At 69.2% G+C, this 25761-nt stretch carries 31 protein-coding genes; 12 read left to right on the top strand and 19 right to left on the bottom strand.

Features of this window, described 5'->3' with window-relative positions; all coding sequences use genetic code 11:
• Position 1: 1 nt before the first annotated feature.
• Genes M9980_RS11655 through M9980_RS11670 form a run of 4 tightly spaced genes read right to left on the bottom strand, consistent with a single transcriptional unit; the run spans position 2 to position 2454 of the window.
• The gene (locus tag M9980_RS11655) at positions 2–631 is read right to left on the bottom strand and encodes a nicotinate-nucleotide adenylyltransferase (RefSeq protein WP_250750980.1); all 630 of its coding nucleotides are present in this window, start codon (positions 629–631) and stop codon (positions 2–4) included.
• Positions 628–909 (bottom strand): type II toxin-antitoxin system RelE/ParE family toxin, encoded by a 282-nt coding sequence (locus M9980_RS11660; RefSeq protein ID WP_250754910.1) that lies wholly within the window; start codon positions 907–909, stop codon positions 628–630. The genes M9980_RS11655 and M9980_RS11660 overlap by 4 nt, the downstream gene beginning before the upstream one ends.
• Positions 909–1160, bottom strand: a complete 252-nt coding sequence (locus M9980_RS11665; protein WP_250750982.1) for a CopG family ribbon-helix-helix protein — start codon at positions 1158–1160, stop codon at positions 909–911. The genes M9980_RS11660 and M9980_RS11665 overlap by 1 nt, the downstream gene beginning before the upstream one ends.
• 31 nt (positions 1161–1191) lie before the next feature.
• A complete protein-coding gene (locus M9980_RS11670; RefSeq protein ID WP_250750984.1) occupies positions 1192–2454 on the bottom strand; it encodes a glutamate-5-semialdehyde dehydrogenase in 1263 nt (420 codons plus the stop codon).
• An 88-nt stretch (positions 2455–2542) separates the two neighbouring features.
• On the opposite strand from M9980_RS11670, the gene M9980_RS11675 reads away from it, so the two are divergent.
• Positions 2543–3646, top strand: coding sequence for a DUF3667 domain-containing protein (locus tag M9980_RS11675; protein ID WP_250750986.1), 1104 nt, complete (start codon positions 2543–2545; stop codon positions 3644–3646).
• An 18-nt stretch (positions 3647–3664) separates the two neighbouring features.
• On the opposite strand, the gene M9980_RS11680 is transcribed toward M9980_RS11675, so the two are convergent.
• A complete protein-coding gene (locus M9980_RS11680; RefSeq protein WP_250750988.1) occupies positions 3665–4447 on the bottom strand; it encodes a zinc-ribbon domain-containing protein in 783 nt (260 codons plus the stop codon).
• 167 nt (positions 4448–4614) lie between these two features.
• Between M9980_RS11680 and ftsE the strand changes: the two genes are divergently transcribed.
• Genes ftsE through M9980_RS11700 form a run of 4 tightly spaced genes read left to right on the top strand, consistent with a single transcriptional unit; the run spans position 4615 to position 7443 of the window.
• Positions 4615–5316, top strand: a complete 702-nt coding sequence (ftsE, locus tag M9980_RS11685; RefSeq protein ID WP_250750990.1) for a cell division ATP-binding protein FtsE — start codon at positions 4615–4617, stop codon at positions 5314–5316.
• Positions 5313–6191 carry a cell division protein FtsX gene (locus M9980_RS11690; protein WP_250750993.1) on the top strand — a complete coding sequence of 293 codons (879 nt, stop codon included), beginning with the start codon at positions 5313–5315 and terminating at the stop codon, positions 6189–6191. The genes ftsE and M9980_RS11690 overlap by 4 nt, the downstream gene beginning before the upstream one ends.
• 59 nt (positions 6192–6250) lie before the next feature.
• Positions 6251–6724 (top strand): YdcF family protein, encoded by a 474-nt coding sequence (locus M9980_RS11695; RefSeq protein WP_250754911.1) that lies wholly within the window; start codon positions 6251–6253, stop codon positions 6722–6724.
• Entirely contained in the window at positions 6721–7443 is a 723-nt protein-coding gene (locus tag M9980_RS11700) for a lysophospholipid acyltransferase family protein (protein WP_250750995.1), read from the top strand. The genes M9980_RS11695 and M9980_RS11700 overlap by 4 nt, the downstream gene beginning before the upstream one ends.
• A 126-nt stretch (positions 7444–7569) precedes the next feature.
• On the opposite strand, the gene M9980_RS11705 is transcribed toward M9980_RS11700, so the two are convergent.
• Positions 7570–8478 (bottom strand): prephenate/arogenate dehydrogenase family protein, encoded by a 909-nt coding sequence (locus tag M9980_RS11705; RefSeq protein WP_250750997.1) that lies wholly within the window; start codon positions 8476–8478, stop codon positions 7570–7572.
• Positions 8478–9575 carry a histidinol-phosphate transaminase gene (gene hisC, locus M9980_RS11710; protein WP_250751010.1) on the bottom strand — a complete coding sequence of 366 codons (1098 nt, stop codon included), beginning with the start codon at positions 9573–9575 and terminating at the stop codon, positions 8478–8480. Before hisC ends, M9980_RS11705 begins: the two co-directional genes overlap by 1 nt.
• 75 nt (positions 9576–9650) lie before the next feature.
• Here hisC and M9980_RS11715 point away from each other — a divergent pair, with 75 nt between their 5' ends.
• The 5 genes from M9980_RS11715 (at position 9651) to M9980_RS11735 (ending at position 15168) form a co-directional block, all read left to right on the top strand.
• The gene (locus M9980_RS11715) at positions 9651–11216 is read left to right on the top strand and encodes a flavin monoamine oxidase family protein (RefSeq protein WP_250751012.1); all 1566 of its coding nucleotides are present in this window, start codon (positions 9651–9653) and stop codon (positions 11214–11216) included.
• Between the two features lie 170 nt (positions 11217–11386).
• Positions 11387–12499 carry a homoserine O-acetyltransferase MetX gene (metX, locus tag M9980_RS11720; protein WP_250751014.1) on the top strand — a complete coding sequence of 371 codons (1113 nt, stop codon included), beginning with the start codon at positions 11387–11389 and terminating at the stop codon, positions 12497–12499.
• Positions 12500–12599: 100 nt separating this feature from the next.
• Positions 12600–13037: a GNAT family N-acetyltransferase gene (locus M9980_RS11725; protein WP_250751016.1), complete on the top strand. Its 438-nt coding sequence runs from the start codon at positions 12600–12602 to the stop codon at positions 13035–13037.
• Entirely contained in the window at positions 13034–13621 is a 588-nt protein-coding gene (gene metW, locus M9980_RS11730) for a methionine biosynthesis protein MetW (RefSeq protein WP_250751018.1), read from the top strand. The genes M9980_RS11725 and metW overlap by 4 nt, the downstream gene beginning before the upstream one ends.
• Positions 13618–15168, top strand: a complete 1551-nt coding sequence (locus M9980_RS11735) for a cryptochrome/photolyase family protein (protein WP_250751019.1) — start codon at positions 13618–13620, stop codon at positions 15166–15168. Before metW ends, M9980_RS11735 begins: the two co-directional genes overlap by 4 nt.
• A 3-nt stretch (positions 15169–15171) precedes the next feature.
• Here the strand turns inward: M9980_RS11735 and M9980_RS11740 are convergent, their stop codons facing one another.
• On the bottom strand, positions 15172–15540 hold the full coding sequence (locus M9980_RS11740; protein ID WP_250751021.1) for a cupredoxin domain-containing protein: 369 nt from the start codon (positions 15538–15540) through the stop codon (positions 15172–15174).
• 159 nt (positions 15541–15699) lie between these two features.
• Positions 15700–16257 (bottom strand): single-stranded DNA-binding protein, encoded by a 558-nt coding sequence (ssb, locus tag M9980_RS11745; protein ID WP_250751024.1) that lies wholly within the window; start codon positions 16255–16257, stop codon positions 15700–15702.
• On the opposite strand from ssb, the gene M9980_RS11750 reads away from it, so the two are divergent.
• Entirely contained in the window at positions 16256–16477 is a 222-nt protein-coding gene (locus M9980_RS11750; RefSeq protein WP_340689100.1) for a DUF4169 family protein, read from the top strand. The genes ssb and M9980_RS11750 overlap by 2 nt on opposite strands.
• A gap of 209 nt (positions 16478–16686) precedes the next feature.
• Here M9980_RS11750 and feoB read toward each other — a convergent pair whose 3' ends face one another.
• The 4 genes from feoB to M9980_RS11770 are packed head-to-tail and all read right to left on the bottom strand — an operon-like array spanning position 16687 to position 20471.
• Positions 16687–18543, bottom strand: coding sequence for a ferrous iron transporter B (gene feoB / locus M9980_RS11755; protein ID WP_250751026.1), 1857 nt, complete (start codon positions 18541–18543; stop codon positions 16687–16689).
• Positions 18544–18555: 12 nt separating this feature from the next.
• A complete protein-coding gene (locus M9980_RS11760) occupies positions 18556–18819 on the bottom strand; it encodes a FeoA family protein (protein ID WP_250751029.1) in 264 nt (87 codons plus the stop codon).
• Positions 18820–18876: 57 nt separating this feature from the next.
• Positions 18877–19533: a COQ9 family protein gene (locus M9980_RS11765; RefSeq protein WP_250751036.1), complete on the bottom strand. Its 657-nt coding sequence runs from the start codon at positions 19531–19533 to the stop codon at positions 18877–18879.
• On the bottom strand, positions 19533–20471 hold the full coding sequence (locus tag M9980_RS11770) for a DMT family transporter (protein ID WP_250751037.1): 939 nt from the start codon (positions 20469–20471) through the stop codon (positions 19533–19535). The genes M9980_RS11765 and M9980_RS11770 overlap by 1 nt, the downstream gene beginning before the upstream one ends.
• 60 nt (positions 20472–20531) lie before the next feature.
• Between M9980_RS11770 and M9980_RS11775 the strand changes: the two genes are divergently transcribed.
• On the top strand, positions 20532–21605 hold the full coding sequence (locus M9980_RS11775) for an alkene reductase (protein ID WP_250751040.1): 1074 nt from the start codon (positions 20532–20534) through the stop codon (positions 21603–21605).
• On the opposite strand, the gene M9980_RS11780 is transcribed toward M9980_RS11775, so the two are convergent.
• The 6 genes from M9980_RS11780 to M9980_RS11805 form a co-directional block, all read right to left on the bottom strand.
• Positions 21581–21997 carry a hypothetical protein gene (locus tag M9980_RS11780; RefSeq protein WP_250751043.1) on the bottom strand — a complete coding sequence of 139 codons (417 nt, stop codon included), beginning with the start codon at positions 21995–21997 and terminating at the stop codon, positions 21581–21583. The two genes, M9980_RS11775 and M9980_RS11780, sit on opposite strands and share 25 nt — an antisense overlap.
• A 182-nt stretch (positions 21998–22179) precedes the next feature.
• The gene (gene ribH, locus M9980_RS11785; RefSeq protein WP_250751044.1) at positions 22180–22599 is read right to left on the bottom strand and encodes a 6,7-dimethyl-8-ribityllumazine synthase; all 420 of its coding nucleotides are present in this window, start codon (positions 22597–22599) and stop codon (positions 22180–22182) included.
• On the bottom strand, positions 22599–23738 hold the full coding sequence (ribB, locus tag M9980_RS11790; RefSeq protein ID WP_250751062.1) for a 3,4-dihydroxy-2-butanone-4-phosphate synthase: 1140 nt from the start codon (positions 23736–23738) through the stop codon (positions 22599–22601). The genes ribH and ribB overlap by 1 nt, the downstream gene beginning before the upstream one ends.
• Positions 23722–24333, bottom strand: a complete 612-nt coding sequence (locus M9980_RS11795; protein WP_250751064.1) for a riboflavin synthase — start codon at positions 24331–24333, stop codon at positions 23722–23724. Before M9980_RS11795 ends, ribB begins: the two co-directional genes overlap by 17 nt.
• Entirely contained in the window at positions 24333–25370 is a 1038-nt protein-coding gene (ribD, locus tag M9980_RS11800) for a bifunctional diaminohydroxyphosphoribosylaminopyrimidine deaminase/5-amino-6-(5-phosphoribosylamino)uracil reductase RibD (RefSeq protein ID WP_250751066.1), read from the bottom strand. Before ribD ends, M9980_RS11795 begins: the two co-directional genes overlap by 1 nt.
• A complete protein-coding gene (locus M9980_RS11805; RefSeq protein ID WP_250751069.1) occupies positions 25358–25714 on the bottom strand; it encodes a hypothetical protein in 357 nt (118 codons plus the stop codon). Before M9980_RS11805 ends, ribD begins: the two co-directional genes overlap by 13 nt.
• Positions 25715–25761: the final 47 nt, after the last annotated feature.

A 25761-nucleotide genomic window follows, 5' to 3' on the forward strand; every position in this document is an offset into this window, starting at 1 on the left:
ATTACTCCGGGGTTAGGTTTCGGGAACGCATGGAAAAGCTGCTGCCTGCACGCCGGAACCAGTCGGGATCGGCGGCGCGGACGGCCGTGGCGGAGGTCGGATCGGGTCGAAACCGCAGCACCACGAGCGCCGGCAGACTCCATCTCGTCCAGTGTTGCGCCTGCGCGACCGGTCGGACCCGGCGTCGCAGCCAGCCCATCGCCGGACTTGCGAGGGCCCTTGCGTCATACCCCGGACGCGCGATGACCGCAATCGGCATCTCCCGCGCGATATCGCGCCACGCCTTCCACCGGTGGAATTGCGCGAGGTTGTCGGCCCCCATCAGCCAAATGAAGCGCCGCTTCGGATAGCGCCGCTTCAATGCGCGCAGCGTGTCGATGGTATAACGGGTGCCGAGCTTCGCCTCGATCGCGGTCGCGCGGATCGGTGCCCGCCTGGCCATCGCCCGCGCCGACGCCAGCCGCGCGGCAAGCGGCGCCATGTCCTTCGCGCCGCTTTTTAGCGGATTGCCGGGCGACACCAGCCACCACGCCTCGTCCAGCCCCAGCGCCCGCACCGCCGCCAGAGTCACGCCGCGGTGCCCGCGATGCGCCGGGTTGAACGATCCGCCGAGAAGGCCGGTGCGGGTCATGGCGATGCCGCCGCCTGCGCGCCGTGGATGACGCGCAGGATGCGCACTTCGGTGGCGGCCACGCGGTAGAAGATGATGTACTGCGTCCCTGCCACCCGCCATTTGCGGCGGTGACCCTCAACCGTTGCCGGCCCCGCCAGCGGGACGTCGCGCAGCACGCCAGTGGCCGCGACGATCCTTTCGACGATCGTCACGGCGAGATCGGGATCGATCGCGCGGTGGTACCGCTCGATCCGCTCAAGATCGCGACGGGCCAGCGCCGCGTAGAGGATCGGCATCACGCGCCGGTATCGCGGCGCTTCAGACCAGCCACCCAGGCGTCCATTTCGTCCTGCGTGAAAACCTCGCCACGGTCGATCTGACGCTCGGCTTCGTCCAGCGAGTCCTGCAATTCGAGTTCGCTCTCGACATAATGCTCGACAGCCTTCGCGACGATCCATGCGCGCGAACGGTCCAATCGCTCCGCCAGACGGTCAAGCTTGGTCGAAAGATCGGCGCTGACCCGACCCGATATGACGGCGCTGCTCATGTCGCGAATGTATACATTCACTACAGCGCATTCAACCCCGCACCTGTCCGGTCCCCTGCACCAGCCATTTATACGTCGTCAGTCCTTCCAGCGCGACGGGGCCGCGGGCGTGGAGGCGGCCGGTGGCGATACCGATCTCTCCGCCCAGGCCGAATTCGCCACCGTCGGCGAATTGGGTGGACGCGTTCCACATCACGATCGCCGAATCGACCGATGCCAGGAAGCGCGCAGCGACCGCGGCATCCTTGGTCACGATCGCGTCGGTGTGGTGCGATCCGTGGGCGGCGATATGCGCCACCGCGCCGCCAAGGCCGTCGACCAGCTCCGCCGAGGCGATCGCGTCGAGATATTCGGTATCCCAGTCGCTATCGCTTGCCGCCTCCAGCCCCGGCACGACCGCACGCAAGCCAGGACCGGCGCGCACCGCGCAGCCGGAGTCCTGCAACGCCCGCACCAGCCCGCCCGCGTCGCCAAATCCGCGGTCGATCAGCAGCGTCTCCATCGCTCCGCACACGCCCGTCCGCCGCATCTTGGCGTCAACGACGATCCGCCGCGCCATCGCCGGATCGGCGGCGGCGTGGACGAAGACGTGGTTGATCCCGTCGAGATGCGCGAGCACCGGCACCCGTGCCTCGGCCTGCACCCGCGCGACCAGCCCCTTGCCCCCGCGCGGCACGACCAGGTCGAGCACGCCGTCGGCCTGCAACATCGCACCCACCGCGGCGCGGTCGGTCGTCGGCACCAGCTGCACCGCGTCCGCCGGCATCCCGCCTGCGACCAGCCCCGCGACGAGTGCTGTGTGGATCGCGGCATTGCTGCGCGCCGCTTCGGACCCGCCGCGCAGGATCGCGGCATTGCCCGCCATCGCCGCCAGCGCACCCGCATCGGCGGTCACGTTGGGGCGGCTTTCGTAGATGATGCCGATCACTCCGATCGGCACGCGCACGCGGCTGAGGTGCAGGCCGTTGGGGCGCGCGCTTTCGGAGATCACCGTGCCGACCGGATCGTCGAGCGTCGCGATCGCCGCTACCCCGTCCGCCATCGCCGCCACCCGCGCCTCGTCCAGCCGCAACCGGTCGAGCATCGCCGGCGACAGGCCGTTCGCCTCTGCCGCGGCCATGTCGTCGGCGTTCGCGGCAAGGATGCCGGCGCTCGCCGCGCGGATGCGCTCCGCCCCCAATGTCAGCGCGTGCGCCTTGTCGGCGGACGGCATCGCCGCCAGCAGCGTCGCCGCCGCGCGGGCGCGCCGGCCCATGTCGGCGATCAGGGCAGCGGCGGATACGTCATCGGTCATCCGACCACCCTATCATCGCGCGCTCCCGTGCCAAAACCATCTCGACCGCCGCGCGCCGCTGCGGCATGACCGTTGGCGGGGGACGGCAATGAACGACGCTATCGAAACCGCGGGGATGATCGCGACGGGAGGAATCCTGGCGCGCGAGGTGGAGCGGCTGCACGCATCCGACGCCTCCGGCCATGACGCATCGGGTGCGTGTGCGAACTGCGGCGCGGCGCTCGAGGGCCCGTTCTGCCGGATGTGCGGCCAGCACGGCCACGTCCACCGCACCGCCGGCGCGCTGGTCCACGACATCCTCCACGGCGTGTTCCATTTCGAGGGCAAGTTCTGGTCGACGCTGCCGAAGCTTGCCTTCCGCCCCGGCGAGCTCACCCGCCGCTATGTCCACGGCGAGCGTGCGAAGTTCGTGTCGCCGATGGCGATGTTCCTGTTCTCGGTATTCCTGCTGTTCGCGGTCGTCGCCAATCTCCCCGGCTGGTCGATCGGTGGCGGCGATTTCCTGAACGGCGCGGGCGTGCAGGGCGGCATGGACAAGGCCCGCGCCAGCCTGGACCAGGCGCGCGCCAAGGCCGACGCCAATTTCGTCCGCCGCAGCCAGCAGCTGGCGAAGCTGCGCGCCGATCCAGAGGCCGATCCAGCCGAGGTCACGCGCGCCGAGCGCCGCGTCGCCAGCGCCCGCGACGACCGCCGCCAAGTGCTACAGGCGCAGGCCTTCCTGCCCGACGCCGCCGCCAAAGCGAAGACACCGAGCAAGCCCGACAACTGGTTCGAGCAGAAGGTCCAGCATGCCAAGGAAAATCCGAAGCTGCTGCTCTACAAGATGAAGAGTTCGGCCTATAAATTCAGCTGGGCGCTGATCCCGCTGTCGCTGCCGTTCCTGTGGATCCTGTTTCCCCTGCGCCGCGGCGTCGGGCTGTACGACCACGCGATCTTCGCGACCTATTCGCTGTCGTTCATGTCGCTGCTGATGGTCGCGCTGGGGCTGCTGGGCCTGATCGGCATTCCGAACGCGGTGCTGGTGATCGCGGCCCTCGCGATCCCGCCGGTCCACATCTACCACCAGTTCAAGCGCGCCTATCTGCTCACCCGGTTCGGGGCGCTGTGGCGGACGTTCTGGATGGTCAATTTCATCGGCATCATCGTGCCGATGTTCGTGCTGATGCTGCTGTACCTGGGCGTCGCCGACTGACCGTCGGCGCGGTCGGGTTCAGCGCGCGACGCCTTTCGCGAAGCTCAGCTTCAGCACCTTCGAATTGGCCGGCACGTCCACCCGCCCGCTCAGGAACGCCACCTCGGCATTGGGCGCCAGCGAGCGCGTCCGCGGCTCGACCATCCAGTCGAACACCAGCCGCCCCTGCGCATCGCGCAGCTCGACGCGGATGTTGGGCACGCGCTGCGTCTCGCCGGTCGGGTTGACCACCTTGCCGCTGACTGCGAACAATTCGTTGCCGGTGCCCATGTCGCGGCGGTCGATCGCCTGGTCGACGAAGCGAAGCGGCGTCTCCGCCGCGCCGATCGGCAGGCCGAACTGCGCCGCCAGCCCCGGTGCGCCCGAATAGAGGATCGCCCCCGCGCCCAGCGTCATCGACAGGCCGGCGACCACCGCCGCCGCGGTCCAGCGTTTCGCGGGGTTGCGCGTCGGGCGGAACGGCGGGCGATGCGCGAAGGCATCGAACGCCGGCGGCGGATTGGTGACCGCATCGTCGACGAAGGTGCGGATTTCGGGGCTGCGCGCCGGCTGCTCGCCGACGGACGGCAGCGGGGCGGCTACAGCAGCGGCCTTCGCCGCGACAGGCGCCGGAACAACCACGGGCGGCGCGGCGGCGGCCGGCGCCGCCTCCACCCGGTCGCGCGCCGACAGGTCGAGCAGGGCCGGCGGCTGGAACCAGCTGTGCCGGCAGCTGGCGCAGCGCACCGTGCGTCCCTCGGCGCCGATCGCGGTGTCGGGAACCAGATAGCGAGCGTTGCACTCGGTACATTCGAGGATCATCGGGCCTGTCCGGTCAAAGCGGGCGCCCGTGCGCCCTTGCAATTGCCGCGAATCTAAGCACGACCGCGAGTCGCGGGCAAGAGTCGCGTGCCGCTTGAGCGCCCCCGACGGCTGTGCGATGCGGGTTATCCACAACAAACCCGCAGCTGGGGGCACCGCCGGGCCGCATGGCGAACATCGTCCAGTTCGAAAATGTCGGTTTGCGCTACGGCACCGGGCCGGAAACGCTGAGCGACGTCAGCTTCACGCTGGCGACCGGCGCCTTCTATTTCCTGACCGGGGCGAGCGGCGCGGGCAAGACGTCGCTACTGAAGCTCCTGTACCTCGCCCAGCGCCCGACGCGCGGCATCATCCGCCTGTTCGGGGAGGATGCGGTGACGATGCCGCGCGACCGGCTGCCCGGATTTCGCCGCCGCATCGGCGTGGTGTTCCAGGACTTCCGCCTGATCCCGCACCTGTCCGCCGCCGACAACATCGCGCTGCCGTTGCGCGTGTCGGGCGTGAGCGAGGCCGAGATCGAGGCGCCGGTGCGCGAAATGCTCGCGTGGGTGGGCCTGCGCGACCGCGCCGATGCGAAGCCGCCGACGCTGTCGGGCGGGGAGCAGCAGCGCATCGCCATCGCCCGCGCGGTCATCACCCGGCCCGAAATGCTGGTCGCCGACGAACCGACCGGCAACGTCGATCCCGACATGGCCGACCGGCTGCTGCATTTGTTCGAAAGCCTCAATCGCCTGGGCACCACCGTCGTCGTCGCGACGCATGACTTCCAGCTGCTCCAGCGCATTCCGGGCGCACACATGATGCGGCTCGATGCAGGGCGCCTGCCCGATCCCACCGGATCGCTGCGCCACCCGCCGAGGAAGCCGTGAGCCGCCTGTCGCCCGGCACCGCGGGCCGCAGCCTGCTCGACGACGGTCGCCGCACCCGCGCGATGCGCTGGGTGATGGCGGTAATGCTGTTCCTGACGGTGCTGGTCGCGGCACTCGGGCTCGGCACGCTGGGCGCCGCGACCGGGCTCGACCGCCAGCTCGCCGGGCGGCTGACCGTGCAGATCTTCTCCCCCGACGACGCCGCAGTCGCGCGCACCGTCGTGGCGATCGGTGGCGTGCCGGGCGTGGTGCAGGCGCAGGCGGTGCCGCGCGCGAAGATGGCGGAGCTGCTGCGCCCGTGGTTGGGCGATGCCGGGCTCGACGCCGACCTGCCGATCCCGGTGATGGTCGATGTCGACCTGGCCGACGCGCGCGACGCCACCGCCGATGCCGCCGCGGCACGCATCCGAAGCCTAGCGCCCGGCGCGCAGGTCGATCGCAACGCCCGCTGGCTTGCGCCGGTGCGCAGCTTCGTCCTGTCGATCGCGTGGCTGGCTGGCGGGCTCGTCCTGCTGATGGCGACCGCGACGTCGGCGATCGTGCTGCTGACGGCGCGGTCGGGACTCGACACGCACCGCGACACCATCGATGTGCTCCACATGCTCGGATCGACCGATATCCAGGTGGCGCGCCTGTTCCAGCGTCGCATCGCGCTCGACACGCTGACCGGCGGTGCCATCGGCACGCTGGCGGCGCTCGTCGCGGTGGCGCTGGTCGGGTCGCAGATCGCGGCGCTCGATTCGACGCTGGTGCGCGGCGTAACGCTCTCGCTCGTCGACTGGCTGATCCTCGCCGCGCTGCCGCTCGCCTTCGCGCTGCTGGCGACGCTCGCCGCGCGCATCGCCGTCGTCGGCACGTTGAGGCGCGTGTTGTGAGGATCACGCGGCTCATCGCGGTCTTCGCGCTTGCCTATCTGCTCGGCTTTGCGGCCTTCATGCTGTCGCTGAAGGGCATTCCCGACGCGCGCCGCACCGACGCCATCGTCGTGCTGACCGGCGGCGCCGGGCGCATCCCGCACGGGCTGGCGCTGCTGGAGGACAAGGCAGCGAAGCGCATGCTGATCTCGGGCGCCGACCCGTCGGTGCGCCCGTCCGAACTGGCCGCAGCGTACAAGGTGCCGCGCCGCCTGTTCACCTGCTGCATCGACCTCGGCAAGGAGGCGGTCGACACCCGCTCCAACGGCGAGGAAACCGCCGCCTGGGTGCGCAGCCACAAATATACGTCGGTCCGGCTCGTCACCGCCGAATGGCACATGCCGCGCGCGCGCCTCGAACTGACGAAGGCGCTCGGCGACGGGGTCGAGGTGATCGGCGATCCGGTGCCGAGCAACCCCGCGTTCGGCATGCTGGTGCGCGAGTACAACAAATACCTGGTCCGGCGCGCGGCCTTCCTGGTCGGCTACGCATGATCGCGCGCGTCCGCACCTGGGCGTTCAACGCCGCGTTCTTCGGCGGATCGGTGCCGATCGTGTTGATGGCGCCGGTGATGGCGCTCTTCGGCACCGCGGCGCTGCGCTGGTGGGTGGTGTTCTGGACGCGCTACCACCGGTTCTGCGCGCGCTGGGTGCAGGGCGTGCGCGTCGTCGTGTCGGGCGAGATTCCGACGACCCCGGCACTCTACGCCGGCAAGCACCAGGCGATGTTCGAGACGTTCGAGATGGTCGCCCTGCTCGACGCGCCGGTCATCGTGCTGAAGAAGGAACTGGCCGACATCCCGGTATGGGGCTGGGCGGCGCGGCGCTACGGCATGATCGTGGTCGACCGCGAAGGCTCGTCGGGTGCGCTGCGCCAGATGATGCGCGATGCCGAGGCTGCGGCGGCGAGCGGACGATCGGTGGTGATCTTTCCCGAAGGCACCCGCGTCGTGCCCGGCGCGATGCCCGAGCTGAAACCGGGCTTCGTCGGCCTCTACCGCGCGCTGAAGATGCCGCTGGTCCCGGTCGCGATCGACAGCGGCCACGTCTGGCCCAAACACGGTCCCAAGCGCCCCGGCATCATCCGCTTCGCCTTCCAGCCCGCGATCGCGCCGGGGCTGAACAGGCGTGAGGTCGAGCCGCTGGTGCATGCGGCGATCAATGTGCTGGAGGTTGGCGCGGCCCACTCTAACAACCTCGTTCGCCTCGAGTAGCCGTCGAGCTTGTCGAGACGGCGTATCGAGAGGTCCGTGCCACAGGACAGGCATCTCTTGATACGGGCTCTCGACAAGCTCGATCCCTACTCGAGACGAACGGCGGGGGGGTGAGCGCGCCCGATCCTAATGATCCCCGCGCCCGAAATCGGGCCGTGCGTCGTCCTGGCCCTGTTCGATGATCGACCGCCGCACCGCGCGCGTGCGGGTGAAGGTGTCGAACAGCTGGTCGCCCTTGCCCCAGCGGATCGCGCGTTGCAGCTCGCTCAGGTCCTCCGAAAACCGCTGGAGCATGTCGAGTACCGCCTCGCGGTTGCTGAGGAACACGTCGCGCCACATCGTCGGGTCGGACGCGGCGATGCGGGTGAAGTCGCGAAAACCGCCCGCCGAATATTTGATAACCTCGCTCGACGTCACTTCCTCCAGGTCGCTGGCGGTGCCGACGATGGTATAGGCGATCAGGTGCGGCAAATGGCTGGTGACGGCCAGCACGCGGTCGTGGTGGTCGGGGGCCATGATGTCGATGTCGGCACCCAGCCGCCGCCAGAATTCGGCGACCCGCTCGACCGCGACCGCCGGCGTGCCCTCGGGCGGGGTCAGGATGCACCAGCGTTTGTGGAACAGCGCGGCGAACCCGGCCTCGGGCCCGCTACGCTCGGTCCCCGCGACCGGATGCGCCGGCACGATCGTTGCTGCGGGGAGTGCTGCCTGCAACGCCTCGACCACGCTTGCCTTGCACGACCCTACGTCGCTCAGGATCGCGTCTGCAGGCAGGTCGGCCGCGATCTCTGCCGCCACCGCGCCGATCGCACCGACCGGCACGCACAGGATCACCAGGTCGGCATCGATCAACGCCGCGCCGGGTGTATCGGCGACATCGTCGACCAGCGCCAGCGCCCGCGCCGTTTCCCGCACCTCGGGATCGGCGTCATAGCCCGACAGCGCGACCCCCGGCATGCCCGCACGCACCCCGCGCGCGATCGACGACCCGATCAGGCCCAGGCCGATGATCGTCACGCGCGCGAAGGGCAGCATCAGCCCTCTACCAGCGCCCTGATCGCCGCCAGCACGCCCTGCGTCTCCTCCGCGGTGCCGATAGTGATGCGCAGGCCGTTCGGCAGGCCCTGTCCGGGCAGCCAGCGGACGATATAGCCCGCGTCCATCAGCCCCTTGTACGCGGCCTCGGCGGTCAGATCGCCCTCGAACAGCACCAGCACGAAATTCGCCTGGCTCGGCACGGCGCGCAAGCCCGCATTGCCCATCTTGCCGATCTCGTCCGCGAACCACGCCCGCCACTGCGCATTATGCGCCCGCGTGTGATCGACGAAGTCGCGGTCGGAGAGCGCCGCGATCGCCGCTGCGGTCCCGGCGATGGTGATCGAGAACGGCAGGCGGATACGGTGCATCGCCGCGACGATCTCCGCCGACGCATAGCCCCAGCCGATCCGCTCGGCGGCCAAGCCGTACATCTTGGAGAAGGTGCGCGTGACCAGCACGTTGGGCGCGCTCTCGGCCAGCGCCATCCCGCCATCCTCGGCATCGCCCTCGATATACTCGGCATAGGCGTGGTCGAGCACCAGCAGGATGTCGGGGCGCAGCCCGGCGTGCAGCCGCGCGATCTCGGCCTTCGGCGTGTAGGTGCCGGTCGGGTTGTTGGGATTGGCGACGAACACGATCCGGGTGCGATCGGTGACGCAGGCCAGGATCGCATCGACGTCGGTGGCGTAGTCGTTGTCCGGCGCGATGACCGGCGTCGCGCCGACCCGCCGCGTCGCGATCTCGTACACCGCGAAGCCGTAGCGGACGTGGATCACCTCGTCCCCCGGCCCGGCGAACGCGCCCGCGGCCAGGTGCAGCACCTCGTCCGATCCGTTGCCGTAGATGATCCGCGCCGGGTCGAGCCCGTGCATCTCCGCCAGCGTCTCGCGCAGCTCAGCGCCGCTCGCGTCGGGATAGCGCTCCAGAGTGTGCGCCGCGCCCGCGAAGGCCGCCCGCGCCGCGTCGCTAGTGCCCAGCGGATTCTCGTTCGACGACAGCTTCACGACCTTGCGGCCATCGTCGGTCGTGCTGCGCCCGGGAATATAGGGCGCGATGTCCATGATCCACGGCTTGGGTGCGGGTGCTGTCGTCATGTGCCGCCTATGCGCGGGAGGCTGTCGCCTTGGCAAGCGGACGCCGCTATGGCGTCAGTTCTCAAGGGGGCGACGATGCGGGGACCGACGGCTTTCTGGCAGGCGATGGAGGCGGCGCGGCAGGAGCATCTGCGCGCGCGCGGGCTGCCTGCGCCCGTGCCCGGCGGCGACGGACTGTCGCGGCGCCAGTTGATCGTGGCGCTGGCGGGCACGGCGGCGGCCGCCGCCCTGCCGCGTCCGGTGCGCGCCGCGGCGAGCGGCCCGGTCGCGATTATCGGCGGCGGCATCGCCGGGCTCTCGGCGCTATGGCACCTGACCAACGCCGGCATCGACGCCCGCCTGTTCGAAGCGCGCACGCGGCTGGGCGGACGCATGTACACCGCCCGTGCGAAAGGCGCGCCGCCGTTCGAGATGGGCGGCCAGCTGGTCAACACCGAGCACGCCGACATGCACGCGCTGTGCAAGGCGTTCGGCATCGCGCTGATCGATCGCAAGGGCGCGCCCCACCGCACGATGATCCTCGATGGCGGCACCGAGCTGCCGCGCGACCGGCTGATCGCGGGCCTGCGCGGCATCGCCGGCCAGATCGACGCCGATGCCGCCGCGCTCGACAAGGATTATGCGCGGGTCGCCGCCGCGCTCGATCGCCTGTCGTTCACCGGCTACCTCGACAAATACGCAGCCCTCATGCCCGACGACTGGGCACGGCGCCTGATGGAGGCGACCGCGCGCACCGAATATGGGGTCGAGCCCGCGCAGGCTTCCGCGCTCGAACTGGTGTTCAACCTGCCCTCGGTCGCCGGGCGCCGCATCGACGTGCTCAGCCGCAGCGACGAACGCTTCCTGATCTCCGGCGGCAGCAGCACGCTGGTCGAGGCGATGGGCAAGCGGCTGGCCAGCCGCATCGTCACCTATCGCCGCCTGACCCGCGTTGATCCGAAGGGTGCGGGCGTGCGCCTGACCTTCTCGAACGACGAGACCTTCGACGCCGCCAACGTCATCGTTACCACGCCCGCATCGGTGATGAGCAAGGTCGCTTACGGCGTGCCGCTGCCGACGCTGTGGCGCCAATTCATCGCCGAGGTCGGGCTGGGCCTGAACGGCAAGGTGCAGGTCGCGACGACCGCGCGGCCCTGGGAAAAACCGATCGGCCGCGGCGGCGAGATCTGGCAGGTCGCGCACGACGTCGGATCGTCGCTCGGCTGGGACGGCGGCGTGCGTCCGTCGCCGGGCGCCGGCAGCGTGTGGACCTGGTTCACCGGGGGCCGCGAGGTCCGCGCCGCCGACCTGCCCGACGCGCGCGCACTGGCGTTACGCTGGGCGAAGCTTGCCGAAGCAGGCGTGCCCGGCATGGCCGCCGCCACCGGCGCGACCGTCCGCCGCACCAACTGGCACGACGAGCCCTTTACCGGCGGCGGCTATGTCAATTTCCGCACCGGGCAGCTGACGAAATTCGCCGACCTGATCTGGACCGAGGCCAACGGCGTCGCGTCCTCCCCACTCTCCGCCGGCCCGGTGATCTTCGCCGGCGAGCATCTGTCCGACGCCTATCCCGGCTACATGAACGGTGGTGCGCAGACCGGGCGGCTGGCGGCACAGGCGATCATCGCCGCCCGCGCGCCCGCACGCCGGATGGGGTGACGCGCATCTGCGTAAACGCTCTGTCCTACATCGTCGCAGTCGTGCCATAGCGGCGCCATGCCGCTCGTCGCGCCGCCCCACCCCGCTGTCCCGGCGCACCAGCGGTCGCGCGGGGCCGCCTGCCCCCCGTTTCGGGCGTCAACTTTGTCAACATTCGTGGGCCCAGCCGCGTGACCGACACGCGTTTCGGGCTCGACCGCAGCGCGACGCTTGGTGCGCTGGCACTCGACGGCGGCGGCACGCTGGCGCAGGTCCAGATCGCCTACGAGACCTACGGCACGCTGAACGCCGACGCGTCGAACGCGATTCTCGTCGCGCATGCGCTGACCGGCGACCAGCATCTCGCCTCCGCCCATCCCCGCACCGGCAAGCCCGGCTGGTGGGCGCGGATGGTGGGCTCGGGCAAGCCGATCGACACCGACCGCTGGTTCGTGGTGTGCAGCAACGTGATCGGCAGCTGCATGGGGTCGTCGGGTCCGGCCAGCATCGATCCCGCGACCGGGCGGCCGTACGGCATGGCGTTTCCCGTCATCACCATCCGCGACATGGTGCGCGCGCAGGAGATGCTGATCGACCACCTCGGCATCGACACCCTCGCCGCGGTCGTGGGCGGGTCGATGGGCGGAATGCAGGCGCTGAGCTGGGCGGCGACGTTTCCGCAGCGCGTCCGCGCCTGCGTCGTGCTGGCCAGCGCCGCGCGCCACTCGGCGCAGAACATCGCCTTTCACGAGGTCGGACGCCAGGCGATCATGGCCGACCCGAAGTGGCGCGGCGGCGCCTATTACGACGTCGGCGATCCGCCGACCGCGGGCCTCGCCGTCGCACGCATGGCCGCGCACATCACCTATCTGTCGGAAGCGGGCCTCACCGAGAAATTCGGGCGCAAGCTGCAAGGGCGTGACGCCAAGACCTTCGGCTTCGACGCCGATTTCCAGGTCGAAAGCTATCTGCGCCACCAGGGGATCGCCTTCACCGACCGGTTCGACGCCAATTCCTACCTCTACATCACCCGCGCGCTCGACTATTTCGACCTGGCCGAGGAACATGGCGGGCACCTCGCGGGCGCCTTCCGCGGCACCGCCACGCGCTTCTGCCTCGTCAGCTTCGATACCGACTGGCTGTATCCCACCGCGGAGTCGCGCAGCATCGTCCACGCCCTGAACGCGGCGGGCGCGCGCGCGAGCTTCGTCGAACTGTCATCCCCCTACGGCCACGACGCCTTCCTGCTCGACTCCCCCGAACTCGACCGGGTGATGACGGGATTCCTGGAGGCGGTACGGTGACCGTTCCCCCAGACCCGTTCGTTTCGAGCGAAGTCGAGAAACCTGTTCCGCGCACTGGTTTCTCGACTTCGCTCGAAACGAACGGTGAGAGAGCGCGCCCATGACCATCGACCTGTCTGACGACGACACCCGCTTGGACATCACCCGCATCCACGGCTGGCTCGCGTCGAGCTACTGGTCGCCGGGCATCGCACTCGAGCGGGTCGCGCGGGCGATCGCCGGGTCGCATTGCCTCGGCGCCTATGACGACACCGGCGCGCAGGTCGGCTTCGCGCGCGCGATCACCGACCACGCCACCTTCGCGTGGATCGCCGATGTCTGGGTGGACGAAGCCGTGCGCGGGCAGGGGCTGGGGCGGCGGATGGTCGGCTGGTTCGTCGATCACCCCGACTTCGCCGGCATCCGGCGCATCGGGCTGGTCACTGCCGACGCCCACGGCGTTTACGAACCGCTGGGCTTCCACGCGCTGCTCCGGCCCGAACGCTTCATGGAGCGCCTGTCGCCCGAGGCCGAAGCGATGCTGAGGGCGGCGCCGTGAGCCTCCGCCCCGACCTGGCGATCATCGCCGCCAACGTCGCGCCCGGATCGCGCGTGCTTGACGTCGGCTGCGGCGACGGCGCGCTGATGGCGGCGCTGGAGGAGACGCGAAGCTGCGACGCGCGCGGGCTGGAACTCGACGCCGGCGACGTCGCCACCGCAGTCGCACGCGGGCTGTCGGTGGTGCAGGGCAACGCCGACACCGACCTGGCCGATTATCCGGACGCGGCGTTCGACTATGCGATCCTCAGCCAGACGCTGCAGACGACGATGCGCCCCGACGTCGTGCTCGACGAACTGTTGCGCATCGGCGCCCGGGCGTTCGTGTCGTTCCCCAATTTCGCGCACTGGCGGGTGCGCGCGTCGCTGCTCTGGGGCGGACGGATGCCGGTCACGACGCTGTTGCCGCTCGCCTGGTACGAGACACCCAACATCCACCACGTCACCGTCGACGATTTCCGCGCGCACGTTGCGGCGCGCGGCATCATCGTGGAGGGCGCGTGGTTCCTCAACCGCGGTCGCCCGACCAGCGCCGCCGCGGCCAATTTCCGCGCGGAACACGCGGTGTTTCTGCTCAGGCGATGACAGTCCTGATCCCGATCCTGGGCGATCAGCTCAGCCACGGGCTCGCATCGCTGCGCGAGGTCGACCAAGCCGATGCGGTCGTCCTGATGATGGAGGTCGCCGACGAGACGACCTATGTCCGCCATCACCCCAAGAAGATCGCGTTGATCCTCTCCGCCATGCGACATTTCGCCGTCGAACTGAAACGCGACGGCTGGCGCGTTGACTATGTTGCGCTCGATGCGCGCGGCAACACCGGCAGTTTCACCGGGGAAGTCGCCCGCGCCGTCAAGCGCCACGCCGCGAGCGCGATCCGCATCGTCGAGGCGGGCGAATGGCGCGTGCAGCAAATGATCCTCGGATGGGAACAAACGCTCGGCGTGCCGGTCGAGGTGCTCGCCGACGATCGCTTCTTCTGTTCGACCGACGATTTCAGGCGATGGGCGAAGGGCCGCAAGTCGCTCGTGATGGAGTATTTCTACCGCGAGATGCGCCAGCAGACCGGGCTGCTCATGACGGCGGACGGCACGCCGGTCGGCGGCAAGTGGAACTACGACCACGACAATCGCAAGACCCCGCCGCGCGGGCTCAACTACCCCGCGCCATCACGCTTCACCCCGGACGAGATGACGCGCGATGTCCTCGCACTGGTCGCCAAGCGCTTCGGCACACATTTCGGCGACCTCGAACCCTTCGCCTTCCCGGTGACCGCCGCCCAGGCCCGCCATGCGCTTAAGCATTTCATCACGACCGCACTGCCCGGCTTCGGCGACTATCAGGACGCGATGCTCAGCAGCCAGGACACGCTCTACCACAGCGTGCTCAGCCCCGCGCTCAACTGCGGCCTGCTCACGCCGCGCGAAGTCTGCGATGCGGCCGTCGCGGCCTACGACGCGGAAGACGCGCCGATCAACGCGGTAGAGGGTTTCGTCCGCCAGATCCTCGGCTGGCGCGAATATATCCGGGGCATGTACTGGCTGGAGATGCCCGGGTTCGCCGACGCCAACGCCCTGCGCGCGATGCGCCCGCTGCCCGAATTCTACTGGACTGCCGAAACAGACATGCGCTGCCTGCACATCGCGGTGAAGGACACGCGCACCCACGCCTATGCCCATCATATCCAGCGGCTGATGGTGCTCGGCAATTTCGCGATGCTCGCCGGCGTCGATCCGAAGGCGATCGATGACTGGTTCCTGATCGTCTATGCCGACGCCTATCAATGGGTCGAACTGCCCAACGTGCTGGGCATGAGCCAGCACGCCGATGGCGGGCGGCTGGCGTCGAAGCCCTATGCGGGCGGCGGCGCCTACATCAACCGCATGTCCGACTATTGCGGCCGGTGCCGCTACGACGTGAAGGCGAAGACCGGGCCCGACGCCTGCCCGTTCAACTACCTCTATTGGGACTTTCTCGCCCGCCACGCCCGGCGGTTCGAACATCACCCACGCATGGCGAACATGTACCGCACCTGGGCGCGGATGGACGATGCTCACAAGCGCGACGTGCGCGCTAGCGCTAAGGCGTTCCTCGAATCGCTCAAACCTGCTGCGGAGGGCTGGGCGCGTTAGCCGCTATTCGACCACGATCTCCCCGGTCATCCCAAAGGTGGAATGCAGGAAATGCGAGCATTTGACCGGATACCGCCCCGCCGCCGGCGCCACGATCCGCACGTCGGCAGACGCATGGCGTTCAAGCTCGACCCGCCCATCGGCCACGCCCGACGCCTTGGCCGCCGCAAAGAACGCCTTGGCGACGAAATTATGCCCGCCGCTCGCGCTATTGGTGAAGTGCAGCAGATACGGGCGCCCGTGCTGCAAATGGATCGACTTGGGCTCGAATTTGAAGCTCGACAGGGTAATGTCGACCCGCTCGACCGCATCGCCCTGCGCCGCGGCGGGTGCCGCCAGCATCAGGGCCGAAATCGCCAGGATCATGCGCATGGCCGTCCTCCCGCTTGTGTCGATGGGGGAGGATATACCCATTGGGCGTGCCGTGCGAGTCGGCGGGCATGTGCAAAGCCCATGCCGTCGGTCGGACTTGCGTCCGCCGGCCGGGCTGGCGCGAGTCGCGCGGGCTTTGGCCCGCACGCCGCGCTGCGCTTAGAACGGGACGTCGTCGTCCAGGTCGTCGCCGTAGCCGCCACCGAAGTCGTTCTTCGCCGCGCCCGAACTCTTCTGCGCGCCGGAGTTGAAATTGCCGCCCCCGCGCGAGGAGTTGCCGGCGAAATCGTCGCCGCCGCCGAAGTCATCGCCCCCGCCGCGCTGGTAGCCACCGCCACCGCCGCCGGCTCCACCACCTGCACCGGGCGCGCCGTCCAGCATCGTCAGGACGCTGTTGAAGCCCTGCAGCACGATCTCGGTCGAATATTTGTCCTGGCCCTGCTGGTCCTGCCATTTGCGGGTCTGGAGAGCGCCCTCGATGTACACCTTGCTGCCCTTGCGCAGGAACCGCTCGGCAACGTTGGCGAGGCCCTCGTTGAAGATCGCGACCGAATGCCACTCGGTCTTTTCCTTACGCTCGCCGGTGTTGCGATCCTTCCACGATTCCGACGTGGCGATGCGCAGGTTCACGACCTTGCCGCCATTCTGGAAGCTGCGGCTTTCGGGGTCGCGCCCCAGATTGCCCACCAGAATCACCTTGTTGACGCTGCCCGCCATGTTCGCTCCAAATGCTTGCAAATCTCAGGCGCTAGATAGGCACGGAATGGCCGAAATCATATCACTGAATCGCGTTCGCAAGGCGAAAGCGAGGGCCGCAAAAGCGGTCGAGGCCGACGCCAATCGCGCGAAATTCGGACGGACGAAGGCGGAGAAAGCCGCCGATGCGGCTGAGCGGGTGCGTATCGCTGCCGTGCTGGATGGGGCGAAGACGGAGTGAGGCAGAAACGGTTCAGGGAAGGCGCGAAGGAAAGTGGCTCACGCAAAGGCGCGGAGGCGCAGAGATGTCGGATCGAGCTTCGGCGTGCAACGCCTCTAACACGAAGGGGGTGAGAAGCCTGCGGCGGGAGTCCCGGCTCGCCTCAGCGCCTCAGCGCCTCTGCGCGAACCACTTTCCTTCGCGCCTTCGCGCCTTCCCTGAACGATTATCTACCCCAGCCCCGCCCAGACCGCGATCCAGTAGGTCGCGCCCGCCGCGACATAGGCGAGCGCGAACAGGTAGCCTATCATAAACGCCGGCCATTTCCAGCCGTTGGTTTCCCGCCGCACCACCGCGATCGTCGACAGGCATTGCGGCGCGAAGACGAACCACGCGAGGAAAGCGAGCGCGGTCGCCAGACTCCACCGCGACGCGAGCTTTCCGCCCAGTTCCTGCGCGCCCTGATCCTCGTCCGCGGCATCGATCGCGTACACCGTCTGGAGCGCCGACACCGCGACCTCGCGCGCCGCCATCGCCGGAATCACCGCCAGGCTCATTTCGTGGTTGAAGCCGATCGGCTTCAGCACGACTTCCAGCCCGCTCGCGATCCGGCCCGCGACCGAATATTCGCTCTGCTTCACCCCCGCCGGCGCGACCGGATAGCTGGTCAGCACCCACAGCACGACCGTCACGCCCAGGATGATCGTGCCGGCGCGGCGCAGGAAGACGTAGGCGCGCTGCCACAGCCCGATCGCGATGTCGCGCACGGCCGGCCATTGATAACGCGGCATCTCCAGCAGGAAACCGCCACCGACGCCGCGCGTGACCGTCCGCCGGATCAGCACCGACGCGATCATCGCGCTGACGATGCCGGCGACGTAGAGCGCGAGCAGCACCAGGCCCTGCAGCCCCACCCCCCACATCACCCGGCGCGCCGGGATGAACGCGCCGATGACGACGGCATAGACCGGCAGTCGCGCCGAACACGTCATCAGCGGCGCGACCAGGATCGTGGTCAGCCGCTCGCGCGGATCCTGGATCGATCGCGTCGCCATGATGCCGGGGATCGCGCAGGCGAAACTCGACAGCAGCGGGATGAACGCCCGCCCCGACAGACCGACGCCCGCCATCAGCCGGTCCATCAGCATCGCCGCGCGCACCATGTACCCCGATGCTTCCAGCACCAGGATGAACAGGAACAGGATCACGATCTGCGGCAGGAACACGACGACCGAACCGACGCCGTTGATGACCCCCTGCACCAGCAGATCGCGCAGGAACCCCGCGGGCAGCATCGCGGTCGCGGTGTCGGCCAGCCAGCCCTGCGCGCCCTCGATCCAGCCGATCGGCGCTTCCGACCAGCTGAACACCGCCTGGAACATCACGAACAGCAAAGTCAGCAGGATGATCGGACCCAGCACCGGATGCAGCGCGAACCGGTCGAGCGACGCGGTGACCTGGCGCGCGCGCGGCTCGTCGACCGTCGCCGCGCGGGCGATGCGCCGCGCTTCGCGCTGGAAATGGCGGATATCGGGATCGACCTCGCCGGTCGGCACCGCGGGAATCGCATGAGTACGCAGTGTCTCCGACAGCGCGGTGCGGAGCGCGTCGAGGCCGCGCTTGCGCACCGCCACCGTCTCGATCACCGGCAGGCCGAGCTCGCCGGCCAGCGCGGCGACGTCGATCGTCAGCCCGTCGCGCGCCGCCATGTCGACCATGTTGAGCGCCAGCACCATCGGCAGCCCCAGCTGCCGCAACTGGAGCGCGAAGCGGAGGTGGTTGTCGAGGTTCGTCGCGTCCGCCACCACGACGATCGCGTCGGGCCGCCTCTCGCCCGCCTGCGCGCCCAGCACGACGTCGCGGGTCACTTCCTCGTCGGGGCTGGAGGGGTCGAGGCTGTAGGTGCCGGGCAGGTCGACCAGCTCGATCGGGCGTCCGTCATCCAGCGCCAGCCGGCCCGAATGCCGCTCCACGGTGACGCCGGGATAATTGCCGACCTTCTGCCGCGCACCGGTCAGCGCGTTGAACAGCGCCGACTTGCCGGCATTGGGATTGCCGACCAGAGCGACCAGCGGAATGCCCGTCATCTACTGCGTCATCTAGAGGGTGACGTGGATCGCTCGCGCGATATGGCTGCGGAACGTGATCGCCATCCGCCCGATCCGGCAGGCAAGCGGGCCGCCGCCGACCCCCGCGCGCTGGAGCATCTCGATCTCCACGCCCTCGTCCAGCCCGAACTCGCGCAGCCGCCGCACTTCGGCAGGCGTCAGCATGTGCCAGTCGATCGCAGCAACCGTCGCGCGCGCCCGCCGCGCCAGCGCAGCCAGCGGCATGGGAACGGGAATCGGGGAAGCCATCGTCATTGCTGCGATTGATTATCAATAACTGCGCAGCGACGCCAGCCCTTTGTGCGCAGGCGATTAACCGATGCGGTAGCGCAGCCGTCCGATGAAGCGGCTGAGGCTCGGGCGGTGCTCGGTGCGGGCGAGGAACCCGGCTTTCGCCTTCTCGAACCGCATGATCCCGTCGATCCGACGCGACAGGAACGCAGCGGTGTCGGCAAAGCCATCGCTCTCGTCGTCCAGGAACACCTGCATCGTCGCGCCATACACGCCCGCCAGGATCGTGCGCTTGGTATAGTGATTATAGTCAGTCGCGGTATCGCCCGCCGCGCGCCACATCACGTCGGCGGCGCGCCACGCGAGCTTCGCCGCGCGCGGCAGGTTCTGCGGCTGGGCGAGGACGGCGAAGGCGCGGCGCAGCGCCTCGCGGTTGGGCGCAACCAGGTCGATCCGCGCCTCGACCAGCGCGGTGATGCGTTCACGAATCTTCATCGCGGCCAGCCGCTCGGGCGACAGCCGCCCGAGCATCGCCGCATCGATGCTCGCGAACCAAGCGTCGATCATGTCGACCGCGCCGCCCGGAAACGCGAGCCGCGCCACGTCGGCATCGACACCCCGCGCGCCGGCCGCTGCCGCCACCGCGGCCTCGCCCCAGCCATCGAACGCGGCATTGGCGGCGACGTCGCCGGCCAGCGCGTCGCGGATTTCGTCGAGGGTTGCGTCTTCGAGTGCCATCACGCTTCCTTGTGGTCCCCCGCGCCCGCCGGTTCAAGCGGTTGCGGCGCATCCGACCCGCGCCGGACCAGCACCAGCGCCACCGCCACCAACGCCGCGCCTGCAAAATCGGGCGCGCCCAGCCGCTCGTCGTACGCGATCCATCCGATCGCCCCCGCGACGACCGGCTGCACCAGCAGCGCGATGCCGACCACCAGCGGGGACAGGTGGCCGAGCGCGTAGATCATCAGCCCCTGCCCGACCAACTGGCTGACCACGGCGAGCGCGATCAGCGGCGTCCAGTTCCCCGGCAACACCCGCTCCCCCAGCGCGAGCGCCGCGAACAGCAGCGGCAGGGTCCCCAGCAGCGACGACAGCGCCAGCGCCGGCAGCGGCGCCATCGTCTCACGCGCCCGCGCCATCGTCACGAAATACACCGCATACAGCACGCCCGCGGCTAGGCAGAACAGGTCGCCGATCAAATTCTGCGGCGACAATTGCGCCGATCGCCCCATCAGCAACGCCGCCCCGACCGCGGCCATGCCCAGCGCCACGCCCTGCATCCGCGTCGGCCACATCCGCGCCACGACGAAGCCATAGATCGGAAAGATCAGCGTCGCGGCATTGCCGAACAGCGTCGCGTTGGCGAGGACGGTGCGGTGGATGCCGACGTGCCAGCTCGCCAGATCGGCGGCGAACGCCAGGCCACCAAGCGCCAGCACACCCCACAGCCCGCGTGCCTGCCGGAACGGCGCCTGCCCCAGCAGCGTCGCCGCGCCCAGCAGCACCGGCACCGCCAGCGCGATCCGCCAGAAGCCCGCCGCCACCGGCCCGACATCGGCCAGCCGCACGAACCACGGCCCGAACGCCAGCGCCACGTTGGCGATCAGCAGCGCCGCGACCGGCAAGGCTTTGCTTGGTACCGGCGAAGCGATTGTTTGGGGGACAGGCGCGTGCATGCCGCCCTGTAGCGCCCTACATCCCGCCCGTCGCCATCAACGAAGCGAGAATGTTGCCCCATGCCTACCCTGTTCGATTCGATCGCCTACGGCGCGATTTCCGCCCCCAACCGCCTGGTGATGGCGCCGCTGACGCGCGGGCGCTCGACCGCGGACCATGTCCCGACCGACATCATGATCGAATATTATCGCCAGCGCGCGAGTGCGGGACTCATCATCACCGAGGGGACGGGCATCAGCCACGAAGGGCTCGGCTGGCCGTCCGCGCCGGGCCTGTGGAACGACGCGCAGGTCGAGGCGTGGAAGCCGGTGGTCGCCGCGGTCCACGAGGCGGGCGGGCGCATCGTCCCCCAGCTCTGGCATCTGGGGCGCCTTGCCCGCAAGGACGTGACCGGTCGCGCGCCGTTCTCGTCCTCGGCAACGACCGCACCAACCCGTCCCGGCGCGACCGAGAACGCCAATGTCGAGGCAGTGGCGATGACCCGCGACGACATCGCCCGCACGCTCGACGACTATAGCCGCGCCGCGCGCAACGCGATCGCAGCCGGCTTTGACGGCGTCGCGCTGCATGCCGCCAACGGCTATCTGATCGACCAGTTCATGCGCGACGGCACCAATTTCCGCGACGACGAATACGGCGGGTCGGTCGACAATCGCCTGCGCCTGCTGCGCGAAGTGATGGAGCGACTGGTGGCGGAGGCCGGCGCCGATCGCACCGGCGTGCGCTTCTCCCCCAACGGCGAGACTCAAGGCTGCGACGATTCGAACCCGGAAGCGGTATTCGTGCCTGCCGCCGCCCACCTCCAGTCGCTCGGCATCGCCTTCCTCGAGCTGCGCGAGATCGGCGCGAACGGCACCTTCGGCAGCACCGACGTGCCCAAGCTGAGCCCGCAGATCCGCAAGGCCTTCACCGGCCCGCTGATCCTCAACCAGGATTACGACCTCGCAACCGCGCAGGCCGATCTGGCGTCGGGTATTGCCGATGCGATCAGCTTCGGTCGGCCCTTCCTCGCCAACCCCGACCTGCCCGAGCGCCTGCGTACCGGCGCCGAGCTCAACACCCCCAACCCACGGACGTTCTACACGCCGGGGCCGGAGGGCTATACCGACTATCCCGCGCTCGGGGTGTCGTAACGGTCGAGCCAGCGGGTGACGGCGGCGCGCAAGCCCCGCCGCACCCGCCGGTCGGTGAAAGCGAGCGGGGCGAGGAGGAGCCACGGGAAGAACAGCGCGAGCGCCACGAACATCATCGCGCCCCCGATCGCGACGACGCGGACGCCATCGATCAGCCGCGCTTCTTCCCCACTCAGGGTCAGCGTGCGCGGACCCTTGGCGTCATAGAGCGGATGGGTGACCAGCGTCGCGCGACCGTCGAATGCCGTGCGGGTCAGGCCGCTGGGCGCCGATGGCGGCTCGGGCGCGGTCGGGCTACGGGCAGCCGGCGCGCCGGTCACGGTATCGATCACCACCAATCGCCGTCCCTGCTCGACCACACGGTAGCGCGGCGGGGGTGGCTGGCTGGTCATGGCGGTGAAAGTGCCGCCGGGTGGTGGAGCGCGCAAGACTTGCGTCGGCCGGATGGGCACGACAAAAACTCACCGTTCGTGCTGAGCCTGTCGAAGCACGTGCCGCGGGCGGTGCGATTTGGGCACGTGCTTCGACTACGCTCAGCACGAACGGAAATCAGAGCGGCGCGCCGCCCCGCCCCTCACCCAAACCGCTTGCGCAGCTCCAGCATCGCGATCGCCGCTTCCGCCGCGCCCGCACCCTTGTTCGCCTGCGCAGGGTCGGCGCGGACGATCGCCTGCGCCTCGTTCTCGGTCGTCAGTATGCCGTTGCCGATCGCCAGGCCGTCCATGCTCAAAGCCATCAGCCCGCGCGCGCTTTCGCCCGCCACGATCTCGAAATGATAGGTCTCACCCCGGATCACGACGCCCAGCGCGACATAGCCGTCGTAGCGCCCGCTTTCGCTTGCCAGCGCCACCGCGCCCGGAATCTCCAGCGCGCCGGGCACCATCACCGTTTCGTGGGTATGGCCCGCCGCCTCGATCGCGGCGCGGGCGCCGGCCAGCAGCAGGTCGTTCAGGTGATCGTAGAACCGTGCCTCGACAATCAGGAAATTGGCCATCAATCGCTTTCGGGAATCGGACGCTCGCCGACGATCGACAGGCCGTAGCCGTCGAGTCCGACAAGGGTGTGGTGGGTATTGGTGAGCAGGATCATGTCCTGCACGCCCAGTTCGGCAAGGATCGTCGCGCCGACGCCGTAGTCGCGCAATTCCTCCATGTCCTTGGGCGCCAGCGTGCCGAGCCGCGCCTGGAGCGCGGTTGTGAAGGCGTCGGTGCGGGTCGGGTTGATGACGACGACGACGCCCGCGCCCTCCGCCCCGATGATCTCCATCGACCGCCTGAGCAGCCCGCCGCGCGCGCCGCCTTCGCCGAAGATGTCGCCGAACGGGGTCAGCGCGTGCATGCGGACGAGGGTCGGCTTCGACGGGTCGATCCGCCCCTTGGTCAGCACCACCTGCTCGGTGCCGGTCGCGCGGTTCCAATAGGTCAGCGCGCTCCATTCGCCGCCCCAGTCGCTCTCGAACCGCGCCTCGGCGGTCTTCTCGACCAGATGGTCGTGGCGGCGGCGATAGGCGATCAGGTCGCGGATCGTGCCGATCTTCAGCTTATGGTACTGCGCGAAGGCGACCAAGTCGTCCATCCGCGCCATCGTCCCGTCCTCGTTCATGATCTCGCAGATCACGCCCGAGGGATTGAGCCCGGCGAGCCGTGACACGTCGACCGCCGCCTCGGTATGGCCGGCGCGCACCAGCACGCCGCCGTCGCGCGCGACCAGCGGGAAGACATGGCCCGGCGTCACGATCTCCGACTTGCCCTTCGACGCGTCGATCGCGACCGCCACGGTGCGCGCGCGGTCGGCGGCGGAGATGCCGGTCGTCACCCCCTCGCGCGCCTCGATCGACACGGTGAAGGCGGTTTCGTGGCGAGTGCCGTTGTTGCGGCTCATCAGGTCGAGCCCGAGCTCTTCGGTCCGCCCCTTGGTCAGCGCCAGGCAGATGAGGCCACGACCATAGCGCGCCATGAAGTTGATCGCGTCGGGGGTCGCCATCTGCGCCGGGATGACCAGGTCGCCCTCGTTCTCGCGGTCCTCGTCGTCGACCAGGATGAACATGCGCCCATTGCGCGCCTCGTCGATGATCTCTTCCGGCGAGGACAGGAAGGCGTGGCGCAGGCGGGCGAGTTCAGCGGGCTTTGGCACGATAGCTCTCCATGCGCTGCAGGTAGCGGGCGAGGACGTCGATCTCGAGGTTCACCGCCTGCCCCGACGTCAGCGACGCAAACGTCGTGCGGTCGGCAGTGTGCGGGATGATATTCAGGCCGAATCGGGTGCCATCGGCGCCGTCCTCGACCGCGTTGACGGTCAGCGACACGCCGTCGACGGTGATCGATCCCTTCTCGGCGAGATACGGCGCGAGTGTATCAGGTGCGGCGATAACGACGCGGTGCGACGCGCCTTCGGGCGTCACCGACACGACCGTGCCGACACCATCGACATGGCCGGTGACGATATGCCCACCGAGTTCGTCGCCCAGCTTCAGCGCGCGCTCGAGGTTGAGCGCGCGGCCCGCGGCCCACATGCCGTCGGCGGTGCGCGCGGTGGTTTCGGCGGAGACGTCGACCGCGAACCAGCCCGGCGCCTTGTCGACCACGGTCAGGCACACGCCCGAACACGCGATCGACGCGCCAAGGTCGACCCCGCCGGTGTCGTAGGCGGTGGCAATGGTCACGCGCAGGTCGCCGCGATCCTCGACCGCGGTGATGGCGCCGACGTCGCTGACGATTCCGGTAAACATCAGTTGCGCCCGTAGACCTCGAGCCGGTCGCTGCCAAGCTGGCGCGCGTCGGTCAGCGTCCAGCGGCCATGCGCATCGGCAAGCGCGCCGAGGCCGATGTCGCCAAGCGCCGCCACCCCGCCGCCGATCAGGATTGGCGCGCGGTAAAGCAGCAGGCGATCGACCAGCCCCGCCTTCAGAAACGCCGCCGCGGTCCGCGCGCCCCCCTCGACCAGCAGGTGATCGACGCCGGAGAGGGTGGCGATGTCTTCGGGCGCGCCAATGACCTCCCACCCCATCCGTTCGTTTCGAGCGCAGTCGAGAAACACTGGCTTAGCGCTCGGCTGCGGTTTCTCGACTGCGCTCGAAACGAACGGATGGGTGGTCAAAAGGATTTTCCGCGGCGCTCGCGCTTCCAGCCCCGCCAGCCGCACGTCGAGCGCCGGCGCGTCCGCGTCATACGTCCCCCGCCCGACCAGGATCGCCTCATGCCGGCTGCGCTCCAGATGCGCATGCGCGCGCGCCTGCGGACCGGTGATCCACCGACTCTCACCGCCGGCGCGGGCGATGCAGCCGTCGAGCGACGTCGCGAGCTTCAGCGTGACGTGCGGGCGCCCGTTGCGCTGCCGCGTCAGGAATCCCGCCATCGCGCGCTCGGCCTCGGCAGCACCCGGCCCGACCGTCACGGCGATACCCGCCTCGCGCAACCGCTCGAACCCGCGCCCATCCACCGCCGGAAACGGATCGCGCAGCGCCGCGACGACCCGCGCCACCCCGGCCTCGATCAGCACCGACGCGCACGCCGGTCCTCGCCCCGGTGCGGCACAGGGTTCCAGCGTCACATAGGCAGTTGCGCCGCGCGACTTTCCGCCGGTCTCATCCACCGCCATCGCCTCGGCATGCGGGCGCCCGCCGGCTTGCGTCCAGCCGCGCCCGACGACCACGCCGTCCTTCACCAGCACGCAGCCCACGCACGGATTGGGCGCGGTCCTCCCGCGCCCCCGCTCCGACAGGGCCAGCGCCGCCGCCATCCAGCGACGGTCGCTCAGATCCCCCATTTTTCGAGCTTGTCGTCGAGCCGCTTGAACTGCGCCTTCAGATCGGCCTGCTTCTTTTCGTACACGATGTCGCGGCGTGTCTTCACCGCCATCTCGCGGAGCTGCGCAGCGCGGATCTCGGCCTCCGACCGGTCTGCGCGCCAGTTTTCGGCATAGACGATGTTGCGCTTGTACGGCCGCTCGACATGCGAATCGATCACGAAGCCCAACAGCACGGCCATCGTCAGCATCAGCGACAGCACCAGGAACACGACATGGGTCGGCTTCTGCAACGCCATGAAGTGCCGCAGGTCGTTGATCGCGCGGATCGGCGCGAAGCGGGTGAAGAAACCGGTGGGCATCATCGCCCAAGATAGGCGCGGGGACGGCGCCAGACCACCCCCGCGCTCCG

The organism is Sphingomonas donggukensis (genome assembly GCF_023674425.1).
GTDB lineage: Bacteria > Pseudomonadota > Alphaproteobacteria > Sphingomonadales > Sphingomonadaceae > Sphingomonas > Sphingomonas donggukensis.

Bases quoted from the DNA above. Each gene is read 5' to 3' on its own strand.
- M9980_RS11680 (WP_250750988.1), bottom strand. From the start codon at position 4,447: ATGATCCTCGAATGTACCGAGTGCAACGCTCGCTATCTGGTTCCCGAC.
- M9980_RS11670 (WP_250750984.1), bottom strand. From the start codon at position 2,454: ATGACCGATGACGTATCCGCCGCTGCCCTGATCGCCGACATGGGCCGG.
- M9980_RS11705 (WP_250750997.1), bottom strand. From the start codon at position 8,478: ATGCTGCCCTTCGCGCGCGTGACGATCATCGGCCTGGGCCTGATCGGG.
- ribH (WP_250751044.1), bottom strand. From the start codon at position 22,599: ATGGCCAATTTCCTGATTGTCGAGGCACGGTTCTACGATCACCTGAAC.
- feoB (WP_250751026.1), bottom strand. From the start codon at position 18,543: ATGACGGGCATTCCGCTGGTCGCTCTGGTCGGCAATCCCAATGCCGGC.
- M9980_RS11740 (WP_250751021.1), bottom strand. From the start codon at position 15,540: ATGCGCATGATCCTGGCGATTTCGGCCCTGATGCTGGCGGCACCCGCC.
- ssb (WP_250751024.1), bottom strand. From the start codon at position 16,257: ATGGCGGGCAGCGTCAACAAGGTGATTCTGGTGGGCAATCTGGGGCGC.
- M9980_RS11805 (WP_250751069.1), bottom strand. From the start codon at position 25,714: ATGATGCCCACCGGTTTCTTCACCCGCTTCGCGCCGATCCGCGCGATC.
- M9980_RS11665 (WP_250750982.1), bottom strand. From the start codon at position 1,160: ATGAGCAGCGCCGTCATATCGGGTCGGGTCAGCGCCGATCTTTCGACC.
- M9980_RS11660 (WP_250754910.1), bottom strand. From the start codon at position 909: ATGCCGATCCTCTACGCGGCGCTGGCCCGTCGCGATCTTGAGCGGATC.
- hisC (WP_250751010.1), bottom strand. From the start codon at position 9,575: ATGACGACAGCACCCGCACCCAAGCCGTGGATCATGGACATCGCGCCC.
- M9980_RS11735 (WP_250751019.1), top strand. From the start codon at position 13,618: ATGACAGTCCTGATCCCGATCCTGGGCGATCAGCTCAGCCACGGGCTC.
- M9980_RS11715 (WP_250751012.1), top strand. From the start codon at position 9,651: ATGCGGGGACCGACGGCTTTCTGGCAGGCGATGGAGGCGGCGCGGCAG.
- M9980_RS11700 (WP_250750995.1), top strand. From the start codon at position 6,721: ATGATCGCGCGCGTCCGCACCTGGGCGTTCAACGCCGCGTTCTTCGGC.
- M9980_RS11780 (WP_250751043.1), bottom strand. From the start codon at position 21,997: ATGACCAGCCAGCCACCCCCGCCGCGCTACCGTGTGGTCGAGCAGGGA.
- ribD (WP_250751066.1), bottom strand. From the start codon at position 25,370: ATGGGGGATCTGAGCGACCGTCGCTGGATGGCGGCGGCGCTGGCCCTG.
- ftsE (WP_250750990.1), top strand. From the start codon at position 4,615: ATGGCGAACATCGTCCAGTTCGAAAATGTCGGTTTGCGCTACGGCACC.
- M9980_RS11770 (WP_250751037.1), bottom strand. From the start codon at position 20,471: ATGCACGCGCCTGTCCCCCAAACAATCGCTTCGCCGGTACCAAGCAAA.
- M9980_RS11775 (WP_250751040.1), top strand. From the start codon at position 20,532: ATGCCTACCCTGTTCGATTCGATCGCCTACGGCGCGATTTCCGCCCCC.
- M9980_RS11725 (WP_250751016.1), top strand. From the start codon at position 12,600: ATGACCATCGACCTGTCTGACGACGACACCCGCTTGGACATCACCCGC.
- M9980_RS11750 (WP_340689100.1), top strand. From the start codon at position 16,256: ATGTTCGCTCCAAATGCTTGCAAATCTCAGGCGCTAGATAGGCACGGA.
- M9980_RS11675 (WP_250750986.1), top strand. From the start codon at position 2,543: ATGAACGACGCTATCGAAACCGCGGGGATGATCGCGACGGGAGGAATC.
- M9980_RS11655 (WP_250750980.1), bottom strand. From the start codon at position 631: ATGACCCGCACCGGCCTTCTCGGCGGATCGTTCAACCCGGCGCATCGC.
- M9980_RS11795 (WP_250751064.1), bottom strand. From the start codon at position 24,333: ATGTTTACCGGAATCGTCAGCGACGTCGGCGCCATCACCGCGGTCGAG.
- M9980_RS11765 (WP_250751036.1), bottom strand. From the start codon at position 19,533: ATGGCACTCGAAGACGCAACCCTCGACGAAATCCGCGACGCGCTGGCC.
- M9980_RS11695 (WP_250754911.1), top strand. From the start codon at position 6,251: ATGCTGTCGCTGAAGGGCATTCCCGACGCGCGCCGCACCGACGCCATC.
- M9980_RS11760 (WP_250751029.1), bottom strand. From the start codon at position 18,819: ATGACGATGGCTTCCCCGATTCCCGTTCCCATGCCGCTGGCTGCGCTG.